25 protein-coding genes are annotated in these 17,549 nt (G+C 41.8%); 20 read left to right on the top strand and 5 right to left on the bottom strand.

Annotated elements, in window-relative coordinates; genetic code table 11:
* Positions 1–179: 179 nt before the first annotated feature.
* Positions 180–2,726, top strand: a complete 2,547-nt coding sequence (gene rnr / locus ABMY35_RS01255) for a ribonuclease R (protein ID WP_349284697.1) — start codon at positions 180–182, stop codon at positions 2,724–2,726.
* Between the two features lie 5 nt (positions 2,727–2,731).
* Entirely contained in the window at positions 2,732–3,469 is a 738-nt protein-coding gene (rlmB, locus tag ABMY35_RS01250; protein WP_349284696.1) for a 23S rRNA (guanosine(2251)-2'-O)-methyltransferase RlmB, read from the top strand.
* A gap of 331 nt (positions 3,470–3,800) precedes the next feature.
* On the opposite strand, the gene yjjG is transcribed toward rlmB, so the two are convergent.
* The 3 genes from yjjG to ABMY35_RS01235 all read right to left on the bottom strand — a co-directional run bounded on the left by yjjG (position 3,801) and on the right by ABMY35_RS01235 (position 6,032).
* Entirely contained in the window at positions 3,801–4,487 is a 687-nt protein-coding gene (yjjG, locus tag ABMY35_RS01245) for a pyrimidine 5'-nucleotidase (RefSeq protein WP_349284695.1), read from the bottom strand.
* Between the two features lie 7 nt (positions 4,488–4,494).
* Positions 4,495–5,031, bottom strand: coding sequence for an inosine/xanthosine triphosphatase (gene yjjX / locus ABMY35_RS01240; protein WP_349284694.1), 537 nt, complete (start codon positions 5,029–5,031; stop codon positions 4,495–4,497).
* Positions 5,032–5,132: 101 nt separating this feature from the next.
* Positions 5,133–6,032: a phosphoribulokinase gene (locus ABMY35_RS01235; protein ID WP_130255511.1), complete on the bottom strand. Its 900-nt coding sequence runs from the start codon at positions 6,030–6,032 to the stop codon at positions 5,133–5,135.
* 224 nt (positions 6,033–6,256) lie between these two features.
* Here ABMY35_RS01235 and ABMY35_RS01230 point away from each other — a divergent pair, with 224 nt between their 5' ends.
* The 6 genes from ABMY35_RS01230 (at position 6,257) to ABMY35_RS01205 (ending at position 10,138) form a co-directional block, all read left to right on the top strand.
* Complete coding sequence (locus ABMY35_RS01230; RefSeq protein WP_349284693.1) at positions 6,257–7,123, top strand: hypothetical protein; 867 nt, start codon at positions 6,257–6,259, stop codon at positions 7,121–7,123.
* 74 nt (positions 7,124–7,197) lie between these two features.
* The gene (gene galE / locus ABMY35_RS01225) at positions 7,198–8,208 is read left to right on the top strand and encodes a UDP-glucose 4-epimerase GalE (protein ID WP_349284692.1); all 1,011 of its coding nucleotides are present in this window, start codon (positions 7,198–7,200) and stop codon (positions 8,206–8,208) included.
* A 421-nt stretch (positions 8,209–8,629) separates the two neighbouring features.
* Positions 8,630–8,770 (top strand): hypothetical protein, encoded by a 141-nt coding sequence (locus tag ABMY35_RS01220; protein WP_349284691.1) that lies wholly within the window; start codon positions 8,630–8,632, stop codon positions 8,768–8,770.
* Between the two features lie 248 nt (positions 8,771–9,018).
* Positions 9,019–9,201 (top strand): hypothetical protein, encoded by a 183-nt coding sequence (locus ABMY35_RS01215; protein WP_349284690.1) that lies wholly within the window; start codon positions 9,019–9,021, stop codon positions 9,199–9,201.
* 13 nt (positions 9,202–9,214) lie between these two features.
* Positions 9,215–9,769 (top strand): hypothetical protein, encoded by a 555-nt coding sequence (locus ABMY35_RS01210; protein ID WP_349284689.1) that lies wholly within the window; start codon positions 9,215–9,217, stop codon positions 9,767–9,769.
* A 9-nt stretch (positions 9,770–9,778) separates the two neighbouring features.
* The gene (locus tag ABMY35_RS01205; RefSeq protein WP_349284688.1) at positions 9,779–10,138 is read left to right on the top strand and encodes a hypothetical protein; all 360 of its coding nucleotides are present in this window, start codon (positions 9,779–9,781) and stop codon (positions 10,136–10,138) included.
* A gap of 58 nt (positions 10,139–10,196) precedes the next feature.
* On the opposite strand, the gene ABMY35_RS01200 is transcribed toward ABMY35_RS01205, so the two are convergent.
* On the bottom strand, positions 10,197–10,661 hold the full coding sequence (locus ABMY35_RS01200) for a helix-turn-helix transcriptional regulator (RefSeq protein WP_349284687.1): 465 nt from the start codon (positions 10,659–10,661) through the stop codon (positions 10,197–10,199).
* Positions 10,662–10,828: 167 nt separating this feature from the next.
* On the opposite strand from ABMY35_RS01200, the gene ABMY35_RS01195 reads away from it, so the two are divergent.
* The 11 genes from ABMY35_RS01195 to ABMY35_RS01145 are packed head-to-tail and all read left to right on the top strand — an operon-like array spanning position 10,829 to position 16,445.
* Positions 10,829–11,107, top strand: a complete 279-nt coding sequence (locus tag ABMY35_RS01195) for an AlpA family phage regulatory protein (protein ID WP_349284686.1) — start codon at positions 10,829–10,831, stop codon at positions 11,105–11,107.
* The gene (locus tag ABMY35_RS01190) at positions 11,104–11,358 is read left to right on the top strand and encodes a pyocin activator PrtN family protein (protein ID WP_349284685.1); all 255 of its coding nucleotides are present in this window, start codon (positions 11,104–11,106) and stop codon (positions 11,356–11,358) included. Before ABMY35_RS01195 ends, ABMY35_RS01190 begins: the two co-directional genes overlap by 4 nt.
* A 3-nt stretch (positions 11,359–11,361) precedes the next feature.
* A complete protein-coding gene (locus tag ABMY35_RS01185; RefSeq protein WP_349284684.1) occupies positions 11,362–11,607 on the top strand; it encodes a hypothetical protein in 246 nt (81 codons plus the stop codon).
* Positions 11,607–11,870, top strand: a complete 264-nt coding sequence (locus ABMY35_RS01180) for a hypothetical protein (protein WP_349284683.1) — start codon at positions 11,607–11,609, stop codon at positions 11,868–11,870. Before ABMY35_RS01185 ends, ABMY35_RS01180 begins: the two co-directional genes overlap by 1 nt.
* Positions 11,861–13,909, top strand: coding sequence for a hypothetical protein (locus ABMY35_RS01175; RefSeq protein WP_349284682.1), 2,049 nt, complete (start codon positions 11,861–11,863; stop codon positions 13,907–13,909). Before ABMY35_RS01180 ends, ABMY35_RS01175 begins: the two co-directional genes overlap by 10 nt.
* A complete protein-coding gene (locus ABMY35_RS01170) occupies positions 13,897–14,091 on the top strand; it encodes a hypothetical protein (protein ID WP_349284681.1) in 195 nt (64 codons plus the stop codon). The genes ABMY35_RS01175 and ABMY35_RS01170 overlap by 13 nt, the downstream gene beginning before the upstream one ends.
* A gap of 3 nt (positions 14,092–14,094) precedes the next feature.
* Positions 14,095–14,448, top strand: coding sequence for a hypothetical protein (locus ABMY35_RS01165; protein ID WP_349284680.1), 354 nt, complete (start codon positions 14,095–14,097; stop codon positions 14,446–14,448).
* Positions 14,429–14,626 carry a hypothetical protein gene (locus ABMY35_RS01160; RefSeq protein WP_349284679.1) on the top strand — a complete coding sequence of 66 codons (198 nt, stop codon included), beginning with the start codon at positions 14,429–14,431 and terminating at the stop codon, positions 14,624–14,626. Before ABMY35_RS01165 ends, ABMY35_RS01160 begins: the two co-directional genes overlap by 20 nt.
* Positions 14,613–15,173 (top strand): hypothetical protein, encoded by a 561-nt coding sequence (locus ABMY35_RS01155; RefSeq protein ID WP_349284678.1) that lies wholly within the window; start codon positions 14,613–14,615, stop codon positions 15,171–15,173. The genes ABMY35_RS01160 and ABMY35_RS01155 overlap by 14 nt, the downstream gene beginning before the upstream one ends.
* Before the next feature lie 28 nt (positions 15,174–15,201).
* A complete protein-coding gene (locus ABMY35_RS01150) occupies positions 15,202–15,744 on the top strand; it encodes a hypothetical protein (protein ID WP_349284677.1) in 543 nt (180 codons plus the stop codon).
* The gene (locus tag ABMY35_RS01145) at positions 15,741–16,445 is read left to right on the top strand and encodes a hypothetical protein (RefSeq protein WP_349284676.1); all 705 of its coding nucleotides are present in this window, start codon (positions 15,741–15,743) and stop codon (positions 16,443–16,445) included. The genes ABMY35_RS01150 and ABMY35_RS01145 overlap by 4 nt, the downstream gene beginning before the upstream one ends.
* A gap of 31 nt (positions 16,446–16,476) precedes the next feature.
* Here ABMY35_RS01145 and ABMY35_RS01140 read toward each other — a convergent pair whose 3' ends face one another.
* Positions 16,477–17,184: a right-handed parallel beta-helix repeat-containing protein gene (locus ABMY35_RS01140; protein ID WP_349284675.1), complete on the bottom strand. Its 708-nt coding sequence runs from the start codon at positions 17,182–17,184 to the stop codon at positions 16,477–16,479.
* Positions 17,185–17,309: 125 nt separating this feature from the next.
* Here ABMY35_RS01140 and ABMY35_RS01135 point away from each other — a divergent pair, with 125 nt between their 5' ends.
* Complete coding sequence (locus tag ABMY35_RS01135) at positions 17,310–17,522, top strand: hypothetical protein (RefSeq protein WP_349284674.1); 213 nt, start codon at positions 17,310–17,312, stop codon at positions 17,520–17,522.
* The last annotated feature ends 27 nt before the right edge of the window (positions 17,523–17,549 follow it).

Genomic DNA, 17,549 nt, shown 5'->3' with positions numbered 1-17,549 from the left:
TTGGTGTTTATACCGCGCTTTAATGCAGGTCGTCGATTACGGCGACAACTGGTTTGATAGCAAAAACCTAGTTATTTTCGCTGCAAACTAAATTGTTTATAAAAGCTTCATCTTGATAGTTAGGTCATTATTCAGAAGTGCGTTAGAATAGAGGTAACTTTATTCGAAAATAGCAGTGAATGACAAAACAGGATCCCCATCTCCAACGAGAGCAAGAAAAATACGATAACCCGGTACCAAGCCGCGAGTTTATTTTAGAGCACATCAAAAAAGCCCCAGCGAAAGCCACGACGTTTAGCCATCTTTGTAGCAGTCTTAATGTATTTGAAGAAGACCGCCAAATTGCATTTAAGCGTCGCTTGCGTGCAATGGAGCGTGACGGTCAGCTGCATTTTAATAAATTTAAGCGCTACGTGATCCCAACTGACGATGGGTTAGTGAAAGGTCGTGTGATTGGACATCGTGATGGTTTTGGCTTTTTAGTCGTTGAAGGTGAGCCAAAAGATTGGTTTATTGCTAAACACCAAATGAACTCGGTATTACACGGTGATATCGTACTTGCAAAAGCGGCCAGTCGCGGCAGTGGCGGTAAAGTCGAAGCGCGTATTGTTCGTGTGCTAGAGAGTGAGCGCGCGCCGATTATTGGCCGTTATTTCGTTGAGTATGGCTCTGCGGTGGTGGTGCCAGAAGATCCAAGGATCACGCAAGATATTATTATTCTGCCAGGCTCCGAAGGTGGTGCGCGTCACAACCAAATGGTGCAAGTGGAGATCACACAGCGTCCAAGTCGTCAAATGAATGCAGTAGGTCGTGTGACTGATGTACTGGGTGACCATATGGCGCCGGGCATGGAAATTGAAGTGGCACTTCGTAATCATGATATTCCCCATGAATGGCCTGACAAAGTCGTTGATCAAGTTGCAAAGCACGGCGAATTTGTAGAAGAAGCAGATAAAAAAGGGCGTGTAGATTTACGTCACTTACCGCTAGTGACCATAGATGGTGAAGATGCTCGAGATTTTGATGATGCAGTTTACTGTGAGCGCAAAAAGTCAGGTGGCTGGCGTTTATGGGTCGCAATTGCTGATGTCTCGCACTATGTACCAAAAGGCAGCCCGCTTGATAAAGAAGCGATAGAGCGCGGTAACTCAGTCTATTTCCCTGAGCAAGTGATCCCTATGCTGCCAAAAGTGTTATCAAATGGCCTGTGTTCACTGAATCCGAAAGTAGACCGCCTATGTATGGTGGCAGAAATAACTGTGTCAGAAGCCGGTAACTTATCTGGTTATCGTTTTTACGAAGCGGTGATGAATTCACATGCACGACTGACTTACACCAAAGTACACAGTATTTTGCAAGGCGATGAAGTGCTACGTGAGCAATATGCAGAGCAAGTGCCGCATCTCACCGATTTGCACCAAATGTATATGGCGCTTAAGTCTTCTCGCCAGCAGCGCGGGGCGATTGAGTTTGAAACGGTTGAAACGCGTTTTGTGTTTAACGCACATCGTAAGATTGAATCAATCGTACCTGTCGTCCGTAATGATGCACACAAACTCATTGAAGAGTGTATGATCTTAGCAAACGTCGCTGCAGCTAAATTGCTTGAAAAGCACGAAGCTCCAGCGCTGTACCGTGTACATGACGAGCCTGATCAAGAAAAACTGAGTCATTTTAGACAGTTCTTAAATGACTTGGGCATTGAAAGTAATCTTGCTAATGACCCATCTCCGTTAGAGTTGACCGAAGCACTCGCACAATTGGGTGAGCGTCCAGAGCAAGAGCTGATCCAAACCATGTTGCTCCGCTCAATGAAACAAGCGGTTTATCAGCCTGATAACATCGGTCACTATGGTTTGGCGTTAAAGGCTTATGCGCATTTTACTTCACCAATCCGTCGTTATCCTGATCTGGTTGTGCACCGTGCGATCAAAGCAATCTTAGCATCTCAAGGTCAGCAAACATCTGGCGAATATGCTTATGAAAATGATGAAGCCGATCAGTTGGGTGAACAGTGTTCAATGACCGAGCGTCGTGCAGATGATGCGACTCGCGAAGTAGCCGACTGGCTGAAATGTGAGTTTATGCAAGATCATGTCGGCAGTGAGTTTAGCGGTGTCGTTTCATCGGTAACTAATTTTGGCTTATTCGTTCGCCTAGATGAGTTACAAATCGATGGCATGATCCATGTGTCGACACTGGGTAATGAGTTCTTCCATTTTGATGGCGCGAAACATTGCCTTGTGGGTGAGCACAGTCATCAGGTTTATCGCTTAGGTGATAAGCTACAAGTCCAAGTATCGTCAGTCAGTTTAGACGAGCGCCGTATCAATCTAGTGCTCGCTGGCGAGTTAGTGCAAGACCGCTATGCGCGCCGAAGAGCTAAGCCTTCAACAAGCCGCTCGACAGATAAACCGAGTCGTAAACCAAGCGTGCGAGAGCAGCTTAAAGCAGGTAAAATCCCGGGTAAATCGACTAAGTCGGATGAGCAAGCGAGTGAAACACGAGGCGAGAGCCGTGATGCCAAGCGCAGCTCAAAACGTAACGAACAAGATAAAAAGCCAAAAAAAGGCAAAAAGACGACGCCTAAAGGCAAACTAAAAAAAGCCAAGAAGGCAGCACTTGATAACCCAACGGGTGCTAAAAAGTCTAAAAAGACCAAAGCAAAGAAAACGCGTCCAGGTAAAAATGCCCGCAAACGCACGAAACCGAGCGCAGGAGAATAAAGACAGTGAGCAGTGAATTAATTTTTGGTTTTCATTCTATCGAAGCAATTTTAGCGAATGAACCTGAGCGCTTTTTAGAGATCTTTGCATTAAAAGGTCGTGAAGATAAGCGTTTGAATCCTGTAGTTAATGAAGCGCGTAAATTTGGCATTTCAGTGCAATTTATGCAGCGTAAAGCATTAGATAACAAAGCCAATGGTGAGCAGCACCAAGGCATCATGGCACGTGTAAAACCTGCGCGTCAGTACAGCGAAAAAGATCTTGATGAGATCATTGCCCGTGAAGCGACACCTTTCTTTCTAGTTTTAGATGGTGTTACTGATCCACATAATCTAGGCGCATGCTTACGTAGTGCAGATGCGGCTGGAGTACACGGCGTAATTGTGCCAAAGGATAAGTCAGCAAAGCTTAACGGTACAGCCCGTAAAGTTGCTTGTGGTGCAGCGGAAACAGTACCTCTTATTCAAGTAACTAACCTTGCGCGTACATTACGTGACATTAAAGAAGCTGGTGTATGGGTTGTTGGTACTGCAGGTGAAACGGATACCCATGTATTCGATGCCAACCTAACAGGCCCTATGGCCATTGTGATGGGTGCTGAAGGTGACGGCATGCGCCGCTTAACGCGTGAGCATTGCGACGTGTTAGTTAAAATCCCAATGGTTGGTACGGTATCAAGTTTGAACGTATCAGTAGCAACGGGAATTTGTTTATTTGAAGTGCTACGTCAACGTAGTCTTTAAATAAGATAAATATATGAAAAAGCACGATTGATATCGTACTTTTTTTGTGTCGTCATTGGTAGCGTTATTATTTGAGTTATCCCGATATAATTTGTCGGGCTAAAGCCTCGACCTACATTTAAAACAAACCTTTCTAAGTCGGCGAGATTTTACATCGCTCTTTTAATGTAGGTCGTCATTTATGGCGACACAGATCTGAGTTTTAACTATCTATACTTGTCGGGCTAAAGCCGCGGCCTACATTTAAAGCAAACTTTTCTATAGCAGGCGAGATTTTACATTGGTCTTCAAATGTAGGTCGTCATTTATGGCGACAATGGCAAATGTTAATCTATGCAGCAATTTTATCAGCTAATAACTCTGCTAATTCATACAAGGAACTAACCGTATAGGTTGGCTTAATCCCGTCTTTACCTTCAACACCCGCGTGTTGTAACCAACAGCTATCTATGCCAAAACGATTCGCACCTAACACATCGCTTTCTAAGGTATCACCTACCATTAGCACCTTACTTTTATCTGGATTACCCAGTTTTGCTAATGCTGCGGCGAAAGGTTCAGGTGCCGGTTTTGCTTTACCAATTTGCTCTGAAATGATCAAAGCTTCAAAGTAATCTGCAAAGCCGGTATGGGCTAAACGTTTTTGCTGCAATTTGGTAAAACCATTGGTGATGATCCCAAGTTTCACTTTGCCATGCAGTGATTCAAGCAGGGCTTTAGCGCCTAGCAGTGGCTGACAGATCCCTGCCATGGCATCCAAAAATGCGTCGTTTAACTCTTGTGGTTTGACGTTGAGCTCTGCCGCTAGTTTTGTGAAGCGAGTGACTTGCAACGTTTCAGCGTTAATCTCACCATTTTGATATTGCACCCAAAGAGCTGCGTTATCGTCTTTATACCCTTGGTAATCTTGCTCACTGAATTCAACACCGTAGTTTAATAACATGGTTTTCAAACCTAGATAGGCGTTGAAGCTAAATAGGGTTTCGTCGGCATCAAATAAAATATGTGTGTACTGCATCGTGCTATCACTTATTGTAGAGTTCAGGGTGATTAAATGGCGCCATCGCAAGTAATAAAGCTTGTGTATAGCTACTTTCACGGGTTGCTAGATGATTGGTTAGTAAACCAATTGCACCGCCTTTTTGTTTGATGTTTTCGGTATTGAATAAATCATCCATCACATGGCCCAACTCCTCACCCGCCAGTAATTTATCATAAACCGATTGTGGTAGAGGCAAGTTGCAACTACGACCAATGCTGGTGTGTTTACCATCTGAAATAACCACAAAAGCAAAGGTGGCAGGGCCGTAGCTAAACTGATTTGCACCGCCTTCCATTGCACAGTAAAAGTCTGCCTGATGATATTTTATCAGATGTTTAACGCGGTTTTCAGCACCGATGCGAGTATCGTCTTCTCCTAAAGGCTGATCAGGCACGCCACTTGGGGCATGCATACCTTGGCAATCAAGCGTGTGCTCAGGGAAGTACTGTGTGAAAATTTCTTTGGCAGCGGCCACTTTGACCGGATTTTGTGAGCCAACAAGTATTTTTAAAGAAGGCATTATCCCGTGCTCCTTTTATCAGTTGAGCAACTAGTCTAATGTTTTATGAGCGACTTAACTATGTTTTAAATGTTAGAAATAATGAATCGTTGAATTGATCTCTAAATGGGTAAATCAACCGGTGCCATATTTTCCAGCGCCCGTTTTTTTACCAGCAGATCTTTTATCAGCGGGGTTAAGACGAGTTCCATCGCCAGACCCATCTTTCCACCTGGGACAACCAAGGTATTGACTCGAGACATAAAGCTGCCATCTATCATTTGCAAGTAATAAGGAAAGTCCACGTTGTCGATGCCTCGAAAGCGAATAACCACAAAGCTTTCATCGAGAGAAGGAATATCTTTCGCGCTAAATGGGTTTGAAGTATCAACGGTTGGTACGCGCTGAAAGTTAATGTGTGTGCGAGAAAACTGTGGCGTGATATGAGTAATGTAATCATCCATACTTCGAACAATTGAGGTCATCACAGCTTCACGAGAATGGCCGCGCTCATTAGTATCGCGGATCATTTTTTGGATCCACTCAAGGTTAACAATAGGCACCATGCCGATCAGTAAGTCAACATGCTTAGCAACGTCGTGTTCATCAGTTACCACACCACCATGTAACCCTTCGTAAAACAGCATATCAGAGTTAGGCTCTAAATCTTGATAGGGGGTGAAGGTGCCGGGGAGTTGGTTATAAGGTACGGCTTCATCAAAGGTGTGTAAATAACGTCTTAATTTACCCGTGCCATGCTCACCATATTCAGCAAATAAGGTTTCAAGACCGGCAAAGTCATTGGCCTCTTGACCAAAGTAACTGATGTGTTTGCCTTCTTGTAAGGCTTCTCGCTTTAGCTTATCCATTTCTGGGCGAGTGAAACGATGAAAACTATCGCCCTCTACAAAAGCAGCATTAGCCTCAAGGCTGCGGAAAATATGTTTAATCGCATTGGTGGTAGTGGTCGTGCCAGCACCTGAGCTACCTGTTATCGCAATGATCGGGTGTTTTTGAGACATATTAACCTGCTAATGATTGTAATTATAAGCGCAAATAGGTGATTTACCTGTTTGATGTTACCTGAAGGTTAAGAGATAGCAAGCATTTCAAATTCCGTGCTCTTAGAGTGCTATGGTTGTGTTTTGTTTTTGGTGAAATGCGAAAGCCTCGTTATGATAGAAACATAACTCCGCTCATTTGCTAAAAAGAGCAATAAAAAAGCATGACCAATTAAGGGATTTCCATGTATAAAAAAATGGCTTTAGCTGTCAGTTACAGTTTAGTTTTCACCGGTTCAGTATTTGCAAATACGTTCCCAAGTAGCCAGATTTATTTAGCGACAGAACTTGAAAATGGCATTAAGGTGAAACCAATCACGGGTGCAAAGGGTTACCACAATCAACCCTTAGTGACAGAAGACGGCATCTATTTTACGCAATCAGTCGGTGACGGTGATAAAAGCCAGATGGACTTATTCTTTTATGATTTTAGTAAAGCCAGCGCTGAGAATTTAACGAATTCACCGGTGTCAGAATATTCTCCGACTTTATATCCTCACGAAGCGGGCTTGTCGAGTATCGTTGTAGAAGCCAATGGTAAACAAAAGCTATGGTTTTATCCATTCGATAAAAGCCAAGCACCAAAACGCATTTTTGACCATATTGAACCGGTTGGTTACCATGCATGGGGTAAAACTGAAGATTTAGTGATGTTTATCCTAGGTGAGCCACATACACTGCAATACACAGATTTAACCGGTCATTTACCGAAAGTAGTTGCGGGTGATATTGGCAGAAGTTTGGCGTTTAACGAAAAACGTTCGCTTTACTCGTTTACATATCAAGAAGGTAATCTGCATTGGTTTGCGACTTTCTCACCTAAAACGCAGCAAGTTAAGCAACACTTTGTGATGCCAAAGCAAGTACGAGATTACACCTGGATTGATTCAGATACCGTTGCTTATGCCATTGATAACCGTATTTATACACGCAATATTGAGCAGCCTAAGCAAGTGTCTCAATGGCATAACTTTACTTCGTATTGTGACTCGCAAATTACCCGATTAAGTTATAAAGAAGGAAAAATGGCATTTGTTTGTCAAAAATTGTAATTCTCAAAGCAATCTTTTTTGATGTTAGTTACACTTAATACAAACTTTTAGGATAAACATTTTAAGGGCTAGTGATGGCAATTTTAGTAACAGGTGGTGCGGGTTATATTGGTTCTCACACGGTTTTAGAGCTACTAAATCAAGGCGACGAAGTGATTGTTGTCGATAACTTAAGTAATTCATCGTCAGAATCATTGAAGCGTGTTGCTGAGATTACAGGTAAAGAAGTTAGTTTTTACCAAGGTGATATTTTAGATAAAGCATTCTTAGATTCAGTATTCGTACAACATAGTATTGAACAAGTTATTCATTTTGCTGGTTTAAAAGCGGTGGGTGAGTCGGTTCAAAAGCCAATAGAGTACTACCAAAATAACGTACAAGGTACGCTCAGCTTACTTGATGCCATGCGTGATGCTGGTGTATTTAAGTTGGTATTTAGCTCATCAGCTACCGTTTATGGCGACCCTGCAAGCCTGCCTATTCGTGAAGACTTCCCGGTGGGTGGCACAACTAACCCATATGGCACGTCTAAGTTGATGGTTGAAATGGTACTGCAAGATGTTGCCAAATCCGACCCACGTTGGGCGTTTGCAATTTTACGCTACTTCAACCCTGTCGGCGCGCATAAATCTGGCCGCATTGGTGAAGATCCAAATGGTATTCCTAATAACTTACTACCTTACATTTCACAGGTAGCGGTAGGTAAATTAGCGCAACTCGGTGTTTTTGGTGATGACTACGATACCAAAGACGGTACTGGTGTTCGTGACTATATCCACGTCGTTGATTTAGCTATCGGCCATTTAAAGGCGTTAAATAAAATCAACGCAGAAGCTGGCGCGCATATCTACAACCTAGGTACAGGTAATGGCTACTCAGTATTCGAAATGGTTACCGCTTTTGAGAAAGCAGCCAACAAGCCAGTACCATATGAAGTTAAAGCGCGTCGCCCTGGTGACATCGCAGCTTGTTACGCAGCACCAGAAAAAGCCCTCAACGAGCTGGGGTGGCAAGCTGATCGCGGTATCGACGAAATGATGGAAGATACTTGGCGCTGGCAAAGCAATAACCCGAACGGGTATTAATGCTTTTACGATAGCCATGTCATATATTCTAAAACGGTCAAATCATGTGGCCGTTTTTATATCTATTAATGAATGGTATAATTTGCAGCTACTTTTGGGCCCTGCCTAATTCAAACCTTATACAATCAAAGCAGCTAAATGCTTTGTATAAAGATCATATAGTTAGAGGTAATTTGTGACGACTCAAGCACTAGACCGCCGTTTTTCTGTTGCACCTATGCTGGATTGGACTGACTTTCTTTTAAGATAAGCTCTTTTAGGTTGTTAGGGTTCCTATTATGTCCCCGTTAATTTTGAGGGTTCCTCAATAATCATTAAAAAACTCATTAATTTTAGCTTTTAAAGGTTATCCATTGCGTTTCTTTTCTGGGTATATTAGGTTGTTTCTTGAACATTTAATAAAAAACGTTTAAGGAAAACAATGAAAAATATCAAAGCTTCTAAGCTTAAAGAAAAAGAGTTAGGTGCAAACTATGCATCGTTAGTGTCGGGTGGTGCTTGTGGCTTTTGTGGTGGTGTTAAGAACCCTGATGAACCAAAAAGGCCTCCAAAAGAGAAATAAGATTGAATTGGTTAAGTTTTAAGAATAAGCAGCAATTTAATTGCTGCTTTTTTTATCACAAAAATTCAAAAAAACCTCCCTGAATTTCCTACAATTTCCCTGAGTTTCCTTTTCTAAAATTACCGTAATTACAGGCTTTTTAACTGTATTTCTTTAGGTTAGTATTTCCGCACTTGTTGTACGCTTGTTTCAAATACGTTAACATTCGCGCAACAAGGATTTTGGATAATTAGAATTAAGGAATTCACATGAAGCAATTAAATCCAATCCAACTATCACAAGTTTGCGGCGGCAATAAAGGCAGCGGCGGTGGTGGTGGCGTAATCCCTCCAGCTCTTACAGCCGATTTGCTTATTAGCAAAAGTGCCGAATCAAACGGCAGTGGCGGCGGTGACGGTGTAGAGCCTCCAAAAGCCTCAATTGCTCCTTAAAACAGGAGTTAGTATGACGGTAAACGAGATTTTTGCAGCCTTAGGTTATGTGATTATAGGCCTTCAATCATTGGCTGTTGTAGTTTTTGTATTGTTCAGTTATCAAAAGGCTTCACAATTATTTTTTGGTGGCAGAAAAGACATAAACTCAGAAGCTGACGCTTTTATGCATAGCTGTTTTATAACTGCAATATCGGTTGCCGTTATACATTTTTCAACAAGCAGTTTGAGAGATTTAATTCTAGCGCTTGAAGTAGAAAAAATGGAACTTCGTCAGATTTACTATTTCTTTCTATTTCTTATGGAATTTTTATTTATTACATGCGTATTTATGTTTCATAAAATTCGCGAATGTAAGTTCTCACAAGTGGCTAGGATAGCCATGTTAATGGGGTTAGTTATTTGTGCTAACCAAATCGTCCAGTTTTATATTCGCGGCGTTCAAGGATATGATTTTTATATGCCCTACTACAAAGGGATAATTTTGTTTGCGAATGTCGTAACTTTATTTGTTATAAGTGTTTATCCTGTAATGAGTGTGTTGCGTCAACGCAAAAAGCAATACTAGGAAGTTCAAATGTCTAATTCAACATTATTAATTTTGTTTATGTTGTCCATCTTAAGCTTAGGCTTGGTAATGTATTTATCCTCTCTGCCAGAGAGTAGCAAGTTATTCAAGTTTGAATCAAAATTGTTCGAGTGGTTAAGAACTAAGAAAGTATTTATCGACAAAGTTGAACAAACGACAATTTCTCACTCTAACGCCCATGAAATAGTGGTGAGTCTTGGTGAGAGATTAGAAAAAGAAGATGTTGAATCCTACAAAAAGATTAAGAGCGAATTACATCCGCAAGCTATAGAGTATTTTCACAGGACTAAGGGTATGAACGTTGAGCCCGCAGTGATTAACAAACCAGAGTTAAAACTGGTTAAATAGCGTTTATGAAATAAATAAAAAAGGCTGCATATGCAGCCTTTTTTAATGCCTAAATAACTTAACCGACTTTGCTTTTTAGCGAAGAACCAAAGTGACCCTCAATAATTGGTTCAACCTCTTTGAATACGAGTTTTCCGCAAGCTTCAAAATCAATTTTATCGGTATTCACTTCTATCCAACCAAGATAGCCAAACATTTTCATTGATTCGGCTACTTCTGATACAAATTTATCATGAAACTCTTCACGACTAATTAAACTTTGTGGCTGTGTATTAGTTGCAGTTTCTGGTGAGATTTGTCCACTAGATGGATCAGTGTCACCAGTCATTAGCCACAATGTAAACTTTTTATAGTCTTTATATTCAAGAATCGCCTTCAAAGTTGAAGCGGTTGGAGAGGTTGCACCAGTTTCATATCTTTTGTAAGAAGCTAGCGGAATGCCAACGGCATCAACAAATTTCTGTTGGCTTAGTCTCGAATATTCTCTAATTGATTTCACTTTTTCACTAAAATCATTTGACATGATATCTAATCTTCACCTAGTATTTGCGTCAATGGTGTCATATTGATCCTGAAAATTCAGTTTTGATATCAATTTGACCTAGTTAAAGCAAGTTAAAGCTCTAACAAATGATACTAGCACAGGAAATCATGAAGTTAATCATAGATTAGAGCCAGAAAGGATAAAAAATGGATTTAAATACGAGAGTTAATATCAAAGGCGAACCAATTTCTGTCGATGACGAAATGATTTCGGCTAAAAAGGTAGCTGAATTGTGTGGTGTGTCTCGTCCGATGGTTTATAAACTGGTTTCTGATTTCATGTTCCCACCAAAGCACAAGTTAACCACGACTAGAGTTGGCTGGCTGAAAAGCGATGTTGCAGAGTGGAAACGTTTGGGCGTTGACGTTTTCTACAGAACGTATGGTGAAACCCTTCGAGTTAGAGCTTTAAAGGGGGTCGCATGAATATGACGTTTGCGCTTTTAGCGCGCTTTAATAATCCAGTAGTTCCTCTTAAAGATATTAGTGAAGAATTCTTTGGGATTAAGCCCAAAACAGCAGAGCAAAGAGCAAAAGCTGCATCTTTACCAGTTCCGACTTTTAAAGTTCGTGATTCAGAGCGTTCACCGACAATGGTAAATATTTCTGACTTAGGGGCTTTTCTAGAGGAGCGCTACCAGCAGGGGCGCGAAGATTGGGATAAGGTTAACGGGTGATTTATGAGCCAGCTTCGAGTTGAAAAGTTAATTACAGATCCTTCGCATTGGAACCACCAAGTTTCTAAAGTTCGTGAGTTTAGAGATTCGCTTGCAAATTCAATCGCCATTGGTAGGGCAAACCTAAAACCAAAGAGAGAAGTTACCATCAAGCCGCTTCACGACGATTCAGCACCGCTTAGAGGTCTTGCGCTTGCATCAGTTATGGAAAAGCGCGGTGTTCTTCGTGGTTGGGGAGATAACTGCTAATGGAGTTATTATCACATGAAAAGTCGTTGTTACTCGAAACTGTAAAAATTCGAATCACTGCTGCAAAAGATATGTTGAACGGTTTGAATGCAGCTAAAGATAGTTGTTTCAGTATAAAGCTTAAATATGATTTGGTTCAGTTGGAGAGCTTGGCTAAGAAGCTTCAAGAGGAAGACAAGCGTGATATTGAGCAATTAATTTTGCAAGACGAGCGAGATATGGATGCTCTTTTTGGAGAGCAAGAGGGTGTTAAATGCCCATAAATATATCTGAATCTGAAATCCTTAAAGCAGTACAAAGCGCCCAATCTGGCGCTTTTTTTCGTGATTCATTAACTCCCGTTTCCGAGATTGAAGTTCAAAATTCAATTACTTGGCTTGAGCATAAGGAAGATACTTATCGCTCTAAATCCCGCGAAGCGGCCGAGGCGAAGCCGCTGGAAAAAGCTAGGCTTGTCATAAGTCGCAAAAGTCCGACAGCGCATTTTTCTGGTAAAAATGGCACGAAAGGCACTGACAAACAGCATGAGAAAAACGCTCAGCTTGAAAGTCTATTTTCTAATGCCTTAGTGAACATGAACGAAGCGAAGCGCTCAGAGTGGCTTGGCTTGAATGAGGGCGAGTATTTAGACCTAGAAACGGGCGAAGTTAAGACCAAAAAAGTCACCGAAGTTGACCGTTATCACTTCGAAGGCCAAGTGACTCAGCCAATTACTGAGCCATTGCCCTCAAACAAAAAGCCCAAACTCACTAGACCCAACTACAAAAAAACACTCACACACTTTCAAACTCGAAACTGGAACAACGAATATCGCATTGTCTGTACTCAGTTAACCAGTTCGAGTGATGCGCCAGACGCAAACACAGGTGAGCGCATTACTCAGGCGTTGACTAGTCGCGCTCGCGGTAAAATTGTTGAATCAGGTGTTTACATGCAAGCGGTGAAAGGGGGCTTTAATGCGTTCTTAACTGTTACGCTTGATGAAAAAGCCCGTTTTAAGCTCGATAACAAACACTACAAAAAAGACCGAGGCGGAAAAGCGGGGCAAATTATTCCTATAGCGTATAACCAAAATGGCGAAAAGCTAGAGTTTGAAATGGCCGAGAATGAAGAAATTATTGCGGACGGTCGTTTTACTTTTATCAAGTTTGATTTTGCCACCATTGGCGAGCAGTTGAGCCCGTTTTTAGACAGTGTTGGCAAGATGCACAAGCGCGGATGGTGGGCAAAGCGTGAGTTATTCAAAGAGTTCGTTCACACAGATTTAATGCACAACAACGAGCGCCTTTATCCTTGGGGTGTGGTTGAGTGTATTGAAAAGTGCGATACCCGCGCAATCACCAATCAGAAAATGGAAATCTGTAAAATTGAGTGTGAGCAAGACCCTAATAAGCGCCCCGTTTTTGATTACATGTGGGTAGCCGAAGCCCCAAGAAAAATATACGAAACACGCTCATACCCTTGGGGTAAGGTTGATTCGGTCGGTCATCAAAATTATCACGCGCATATGCTTATGCGCTGGAATGTTCCGCACCACCACTTTAGAGAGTGGGCTGAAATTATTGAAAGTAAGTGGTCTAAAGGCATGGTGCATATTGAGCGTATTAAAAGCCCTGCCGCTGCCAGTTCTTACCTGTTAAAAGCCTTGGGTTATATGTCGTCTGAGGGCAAAGGTGACCAAGGCGAAATACGCGGTAACCGATATAATATTTCTAAATATGCTCGCGCCGAAGCTTGGGAGAATTGCGCAACGCATGAATCTCAACACATGTACCGACTGATTCAAGAGTACTTGCAATCGCTAGATGAAAAGCGCAAACGCAAAAACAAAGCCCAATCCAGAGTTAAAGCGCTCGTTGCCAAAACAGCCAAGTTAAAAACCATTAATGGGTCAGACTACAGCGACAAGCGCCAAAGATTCATTGAAAAGCTAGAAGAACAACTCGAACTTGCCACCGATAAAGCCAAAGGCTTAGCCGAAAGCTTACACGGTAATTTTGCTCGCGGTGGTGTTGCCAAGTTCGCCAATGCAGTCGAGTTTCAACAATTCATAAATAACGCCATAGGCGTTCGCGGTTGGCGGCTTAAAACCGTCTTTAGTCGTGAATGCTCACGCGAGTATATCCAACAACAAAGAGCAGAAGAAAACGCAGTAACCAAGATGCTCAAATCTGCTCAGCGTGTCGTTGATGAATCAATCGAAAGCGTTATTTCATGGTACTCGCGGTTTGAGCGAGTAAGCCCTAATGATGATGAATATCACACTATGTCACTGGTGACGGGGGACTTATGCGCGAACTAACCCGCAATCAAAAGTATGAAAAACAACGCAAGGATAAAGGCCAAAAGAAGGTGACTTTTTGGATACCAGAGCAGGCCGAAATCGAAGTAAAGCAAATGTGCGAGTTCTTGTGTGAGAACCCTGATCACATTCCATTTATGGCTCGCTCTTTAACTACTGGAAAAATGAAAAAGGCAATTTAAATTATGAATGAAAAAATACTAGAACACGCAGCTCAGCACGTTGGTATCAGTGGATTTTGTGAAATGGCTATTGAGCAAGCTAAAAATGGCAAAGTTGATTCGCTTGTATCCACTGCATCAGCGCTACTAATTGGAGCGAAACCAAAGTTCTACGAGATGAATATTAATAGTGATGATAGCAATTCCGTGAACGTGTGGTTTATCAGTGAAGCGACCAAAGAAACGCATAGCTTTACGTTGCCATTGTGTGAAGGTATTGCTGAAAGAATAGATGAAGTAGTGGCGTTGTTTTCTGCCCTATCTCTTGAGTTTGCATTCAAACAAACAGGAGTGACTCATGCAAAACGTGTTCAATAATTTAAAGCGCTGCAAAGCGTTAAAAGAGCAAGCGGAGCAATGCAACGCTTTTCAAATTGATAAAAAGCTAAAGCTAGCGGATGAAGCAGTAACGCTTAGTTTTGAAGTTATCGAAGAGATTGCCAATGCAGTATCAGGCATTCAAAAACAATTGGGGGTTCAAAATGAAACTGCATAAATACGAAGGTAAAACCGTTCCTGTTGAAGGTGGCACAATTCCACTTAGAAACAGTAAAAACTCAGTTATTGGCGTGTTTCGTCATCACTGCGGCAACGTTGCAACCGTTCACAATAACACTGGCCGCAAAAAGCATTTGGTCTATATGCATTGTGATAGATGTCGTTGTGACCAAGCCAGCGGCGAAGAATATCAACAACAAGTACGCGACAACATGTACCCAACACTTGAAGCGCTTTATGCTGCTGAATCAAGTCAAGAAACGGTTACTGATACCGTTAACCAAGAAGTGCCAGAAACACAAGAAACACCAGAATTAGCGGTTTACAGCGATGCTGAACCGTTAGAAGTGGTTGAGGTTGAGTCAGAAGTTGAACAAGTCAAAGAAACGGTTTCAGAAACCGTAAACCAGCTGCCCGAACAACCACAAACTAAGCAAGTAGAAACCCAGTCAAAAGCCGCGAATGAGGGCGTTCAGCCTAAAAAGCTAGCTATTTGTGCTGGGCTTGGTGCGTTGCTTGGTGGCTTGTTTGCACTTGCCAGTTAACCGTTAATTTTACGAGTAAGGAAATAACATGACAGAACAGTCAAAACAGGCAGAAACCACAGATAACGGGGTTTCTAAACCAGAAAACAGTTTTTTAGATGGTCGAGAAAACGAAGCGAAGGTACTTGAGCAATCTCTTGGTGAAGTAGACCAAGAGCTTAATTTTGTTCCGCCAGAAGAAGCGGTAATTTCAGAGGGCGAGACTAGCTCGCTTGAACCACAAGCCGCACCGCAAATGTCAAACGATGATGCAGCGGGTGCAGCGTTTATGTTGCTTAGTACTTATGAAAGCACTATGCGTGCATTGGTGGGTAAAGGGTTCACTTTACCAGATGATATGAAACAAGAAGCAATCGAGAAGTACACGCCTTTAATTGTTAAATATGGCCCGTCTGCCTTGGGTGTACTTGGTCAGTATCAAGACGAGTTTGTGGCTGGTGTATTTACGATTTCGCTAGTTCGAGAGTCGTTTAGCCAGATGAAGCAAATCAAACAAGACAAGAAAGCATCTGAACAACCATCAAAAACGCCAGAAACCCCAAATGATGCGGTTTCTAAGGATGCAGCATGAGACCAATAAACCCGAATGAAGCACTTCCCGCATTGCATTGCTTGTACGCGGGTACTACAGGCGCGGGTAAGTCTACCGCAGTAAAGCAGATGAAAAGAGTCAAGCAAACAGATCAGGTGTTGCTATTTGATTGGTACGGTGAACATAAAGGCAAACGCTTTCTAAACAGCGAAGTACGGACTTATACAACGCTTAAGACCTTTTTTAAGGCGGCTAAAATGGGTCGCCAAACTAACAGGGGGTTTAAAATCGCCTTTACCCCAGCAAAAGCAATTGAAGGTCTGAGCGCCAAGAGAAAGGTATTTCTAGAGTTCTTGCGGTGTTGCTGGGCTTTGGGTGACGGAAAACACAAAAAGCTGCTGCATATTTACCTTGAAGAAATTAACCGTGTCACGGTGTCAGCGGGTAATGAAGACTCTGTTTATGGGGAATTGCTTGAAGTAGGCCGTAAATTTGGTTTTGTACTGCATAGCGTGAGCCAGCGATTACAGCCAATACCCAATACTGTGATCTCTATGTCACCCTATAAGTGGATTGGGATGCAAGAAGCGATAGGGGACGTTAAGCGGGTATCGAGAGAAATCGGGGTATCTGACAAGGACATCATGGATTTAGACAAACTAGAGTACTTTTTTAAGTCGCCAGGATTCAAAAATGTCGAACGGGGTAAGCTTAAATTTCCCAATAAAAAAGCCGCTTAAGCGGCTTTTTTATCAAAGAAAATATTGTCAATTAAGCAAAATATGTAATTACCGCTAGCATAATATTGTAAATATTTACGCCTGTTAGCGAGCAAGTAATAGCAGCTTCATTAAGCCACTGGCCTAACTTCTTTTCTTCCATTACCGGAACAATATCTTCTTTTTTCATGTGTGGAGAGAGCTGGCCAATAACTTCTTTCGCTTCTAGCAAAGTATCTGAAGGGATTTTTTCAGTCAAACCATGCTGTCTTAATATTAACTCTAGTTCTGGTGAGTAAATATCAAATACAACATCATTATTTTCTGCTTCAATATCATTTACTTTGACATTTGCGGTCTCAGTTGCTTTTAGAACGGTTTTGTTATTCTTAAATTTACCTCGGTTTATTTCTATTCCCATGTTTAATCCCTCAGATTTATGTTTATCTTCAATGTCAAAAGCTTTACCGCAGTCTTCTACTTCTAAATTATCAATTATTAAGTTTTGCGGACCTTCAGTTTTGACTCCAGTTCCACAGTTAGTGATTTTACAATCACGAATAATAGTTGCTCCAGATGCTTGAGAGTGAATAGCAGTAGCATTTGTCTGAAAAAAGCTATTTAAAATATCTTGGAATTGATGAGCGTAGTAATGGTCATCAATTAAGTGTGCTAATGAGCCTCGCGGCGGTCTTTTTCCTGTTACTTGAAAAAGAGCCGTATAAAGCCTTACTAAGAATGAGATTTTGTTAGTTTTCATCTATTTTCCTTAATAATTTCTATTAATTTAACCTAATAGGTTAACCCGCCACAAACCCTATTGACGTTAACCGTAAACTTTTTCTAGATTTATCCCCACTCAAGCAGCAACGAACAGCAAGACGAATGAAACTAAATATATTAATCACACTTGGCTCAGCGGTTGCCGCTTTTGTAATTGTTAAATTCGCCAAAAGGAAAGGCAATGTTCAAGTTATGGAACAAAAAAGCCCTACAGTTGGACACAAGTCAGATACCAACGAAGTCGAGCTTTCCGCTTCTTCGAACGGATTCGAGACTGACACCCAAAGGGCTAAACAAGAAAAAGCGTCGACTTAAAAACCGACGTAAACGCGCGGCCAGAGG

The sequence above is a fragment of the Pseudoalteromonas sp. BZB3 genome (assembly GCF_040104455.1).
Lineage (GTDB): Bacteria > Pseudomonadota > Gammaproteobacteria > Enterobacterales > Alteromonadaceae > Pseudoalteromonas.
This window is presented reverse-complemented; position numbering and strand designations above follow the sequence as displayed.

Coding starts and splice junctions, on each gene's coding strand:
- ABMY35_RS01200 (WP_349284687.1), bottom strand. CDS start 10,661: ATGTCAAATGATTTTAGTGAAAAAGTGAAATCAATTAGAGAATATTCG.
- ABMY35_RS01155 (WP_349284678.1), top strand. CDS start 14,613: ATGAAACTGCATAAATACGAAGGTAAAACCGTTCCTGTTGAAGGTGGC.
- ABMY35_RS01210 (WP_349284689.1), top strand. CDS start 9,215: ATGACGGTAAACGAGATTTTTGCAGCCTTAGGTTATGTGATTATAGGC.
- galE (WP_349284692.1), top strand. CDS start 7,198: ATGGCAATTTTAGTAACAGGTGGTGCGGGTTATATTGGTTCTCACACG.
- ABMY35_RS01170 (WP_349284681.1), top strand. CDS start 13,897: ATGCGCGAACTAACCCGCAATCAAAAGTATGAAAAACAACGCAAGGAT.
- ABMY35_RS01215 (WP_349284690.1), top strand. CDS start 9,019: ATGAAGCAATTAAATCCAATCCAACTATCACAAGTTTGCGGCGGCAAT.
- ABMY35_RS01185 (WP_349284684.1), top strand. CDS start 11,362: ATGAGCCAGCTTCGAGTTGAAAAGTTAATTACAGATCCTTCGCATTGG.
- ABMY35_RS01140 (WP_349284675.1), bottom strand. CDS start 17,184: ATGAAAACTAACAAAATCTCATTCTTAGTAAGGCTTTATACGGCTCTT.
- ABMY35_RS01175 (WP_349284682.1), top strand. CDS start 11,861: ATGCCCATAAATATATCTGAATCTGAAATCCTTAAAGCAGTACAAAGC.
- ABMY35_RS01160 (WP_349284679.1), top strand. CDS start 14,429: ATGCAAAACGTGTTCAATAATTTAAAGCGCTGCAAAGCGTTAAAAGAG.
- rnr (WP_349284697.1), top strand. CDS start 180: ATGACAAAACAGGATCCCCATCTCCAACGAGAGCAAGAAAAATACGAT.
- ABMY35_RS01150 (WP_349284677.1), top strand. CDS start 15,202: ATGACAGAACAGTCAAAACAGGCAGAAACCACAGATAACGGGGTTTCT.
- ABMY35_RS01195 (WP_349284686.1), top strand. CDS start 10,829: ATGGATTTAAATACGAGAGTTAATATCAAAGGCGAACCAATTTCTGTC.
- ABMY35_RS01165 (WP_349284680.1), top strand. CDS start 14,095: ATGAATGAAAAAATACTAGAACACGCAGCTCAGCACGTTGGTATCAGT.
- yjjX (WP_349284694.1), bottom strand. CDS start 5,031: ATGCCTTCTTTAAAAATACTTGTTGGCTCACAAAATCCGGTCAAAGTG.
- ABMY35_RS01235 (WP_130255511.1), bottom strand. CDS start 6,032: ATGTCTCAAAAACACCCGATCATTGCGATAACAGGTAGCTCAGGTGCT.
- ABMY35_RS01135 (WP_349284674.1), top strand. CDS start 17,310: ATGAAACTAAATATATTAATCACACTTGGCTCAGCGGTTGCCGCTTTT.
- yjjG (WP_349284695.1), bottom strand. CDS start 4,487: ATGCAGTACACACATATTTTATTTGATGCCGACGAAACCCTATTTAGC.
- ABMY35_RS01205 (WP_349284688.1), top strand. CDS start 9,779: ATGTCTAATTCAACATTATTAATTTTGTTTATGTTGTCCATCTTAAGC.
- ABMY35_RS01220 (WP_349284691.1), top strand. CDS start 8,630: ATGAAAAATATCAAAGCTTCTAAGCTTAAAGAAAAAGAGTTAGGTGCA.
- ABMY35_RS01145 (WP_349284676.1), top strand. CDS start 15,741: ATGAGACCAATAAACCCGAATGAAGCACTTCCCGCATTGCATTGCTTG.
- ABMY35_RS01230 (WP_349284693.1), top strand. CDS start 6,257: ATGTATAAAAAAATGGCTTTAGCTGTCAGTTACAGTTTAGTTTTCACC.
- ABMY35_RS01190 (WP_349284685.1), top strand. CDS start 11,104: ATGAATATGACGTTTGCGCTTTTAGCGCGCTTTAATAATCCAGTAGTT.
- ABMY35_RS01180 (WP_349284683.1), top strand. CDS start 11,607: ATGGAGTTATTATCACATGAAAAGTCGTTGTTACTCGAAACTGTAAAA.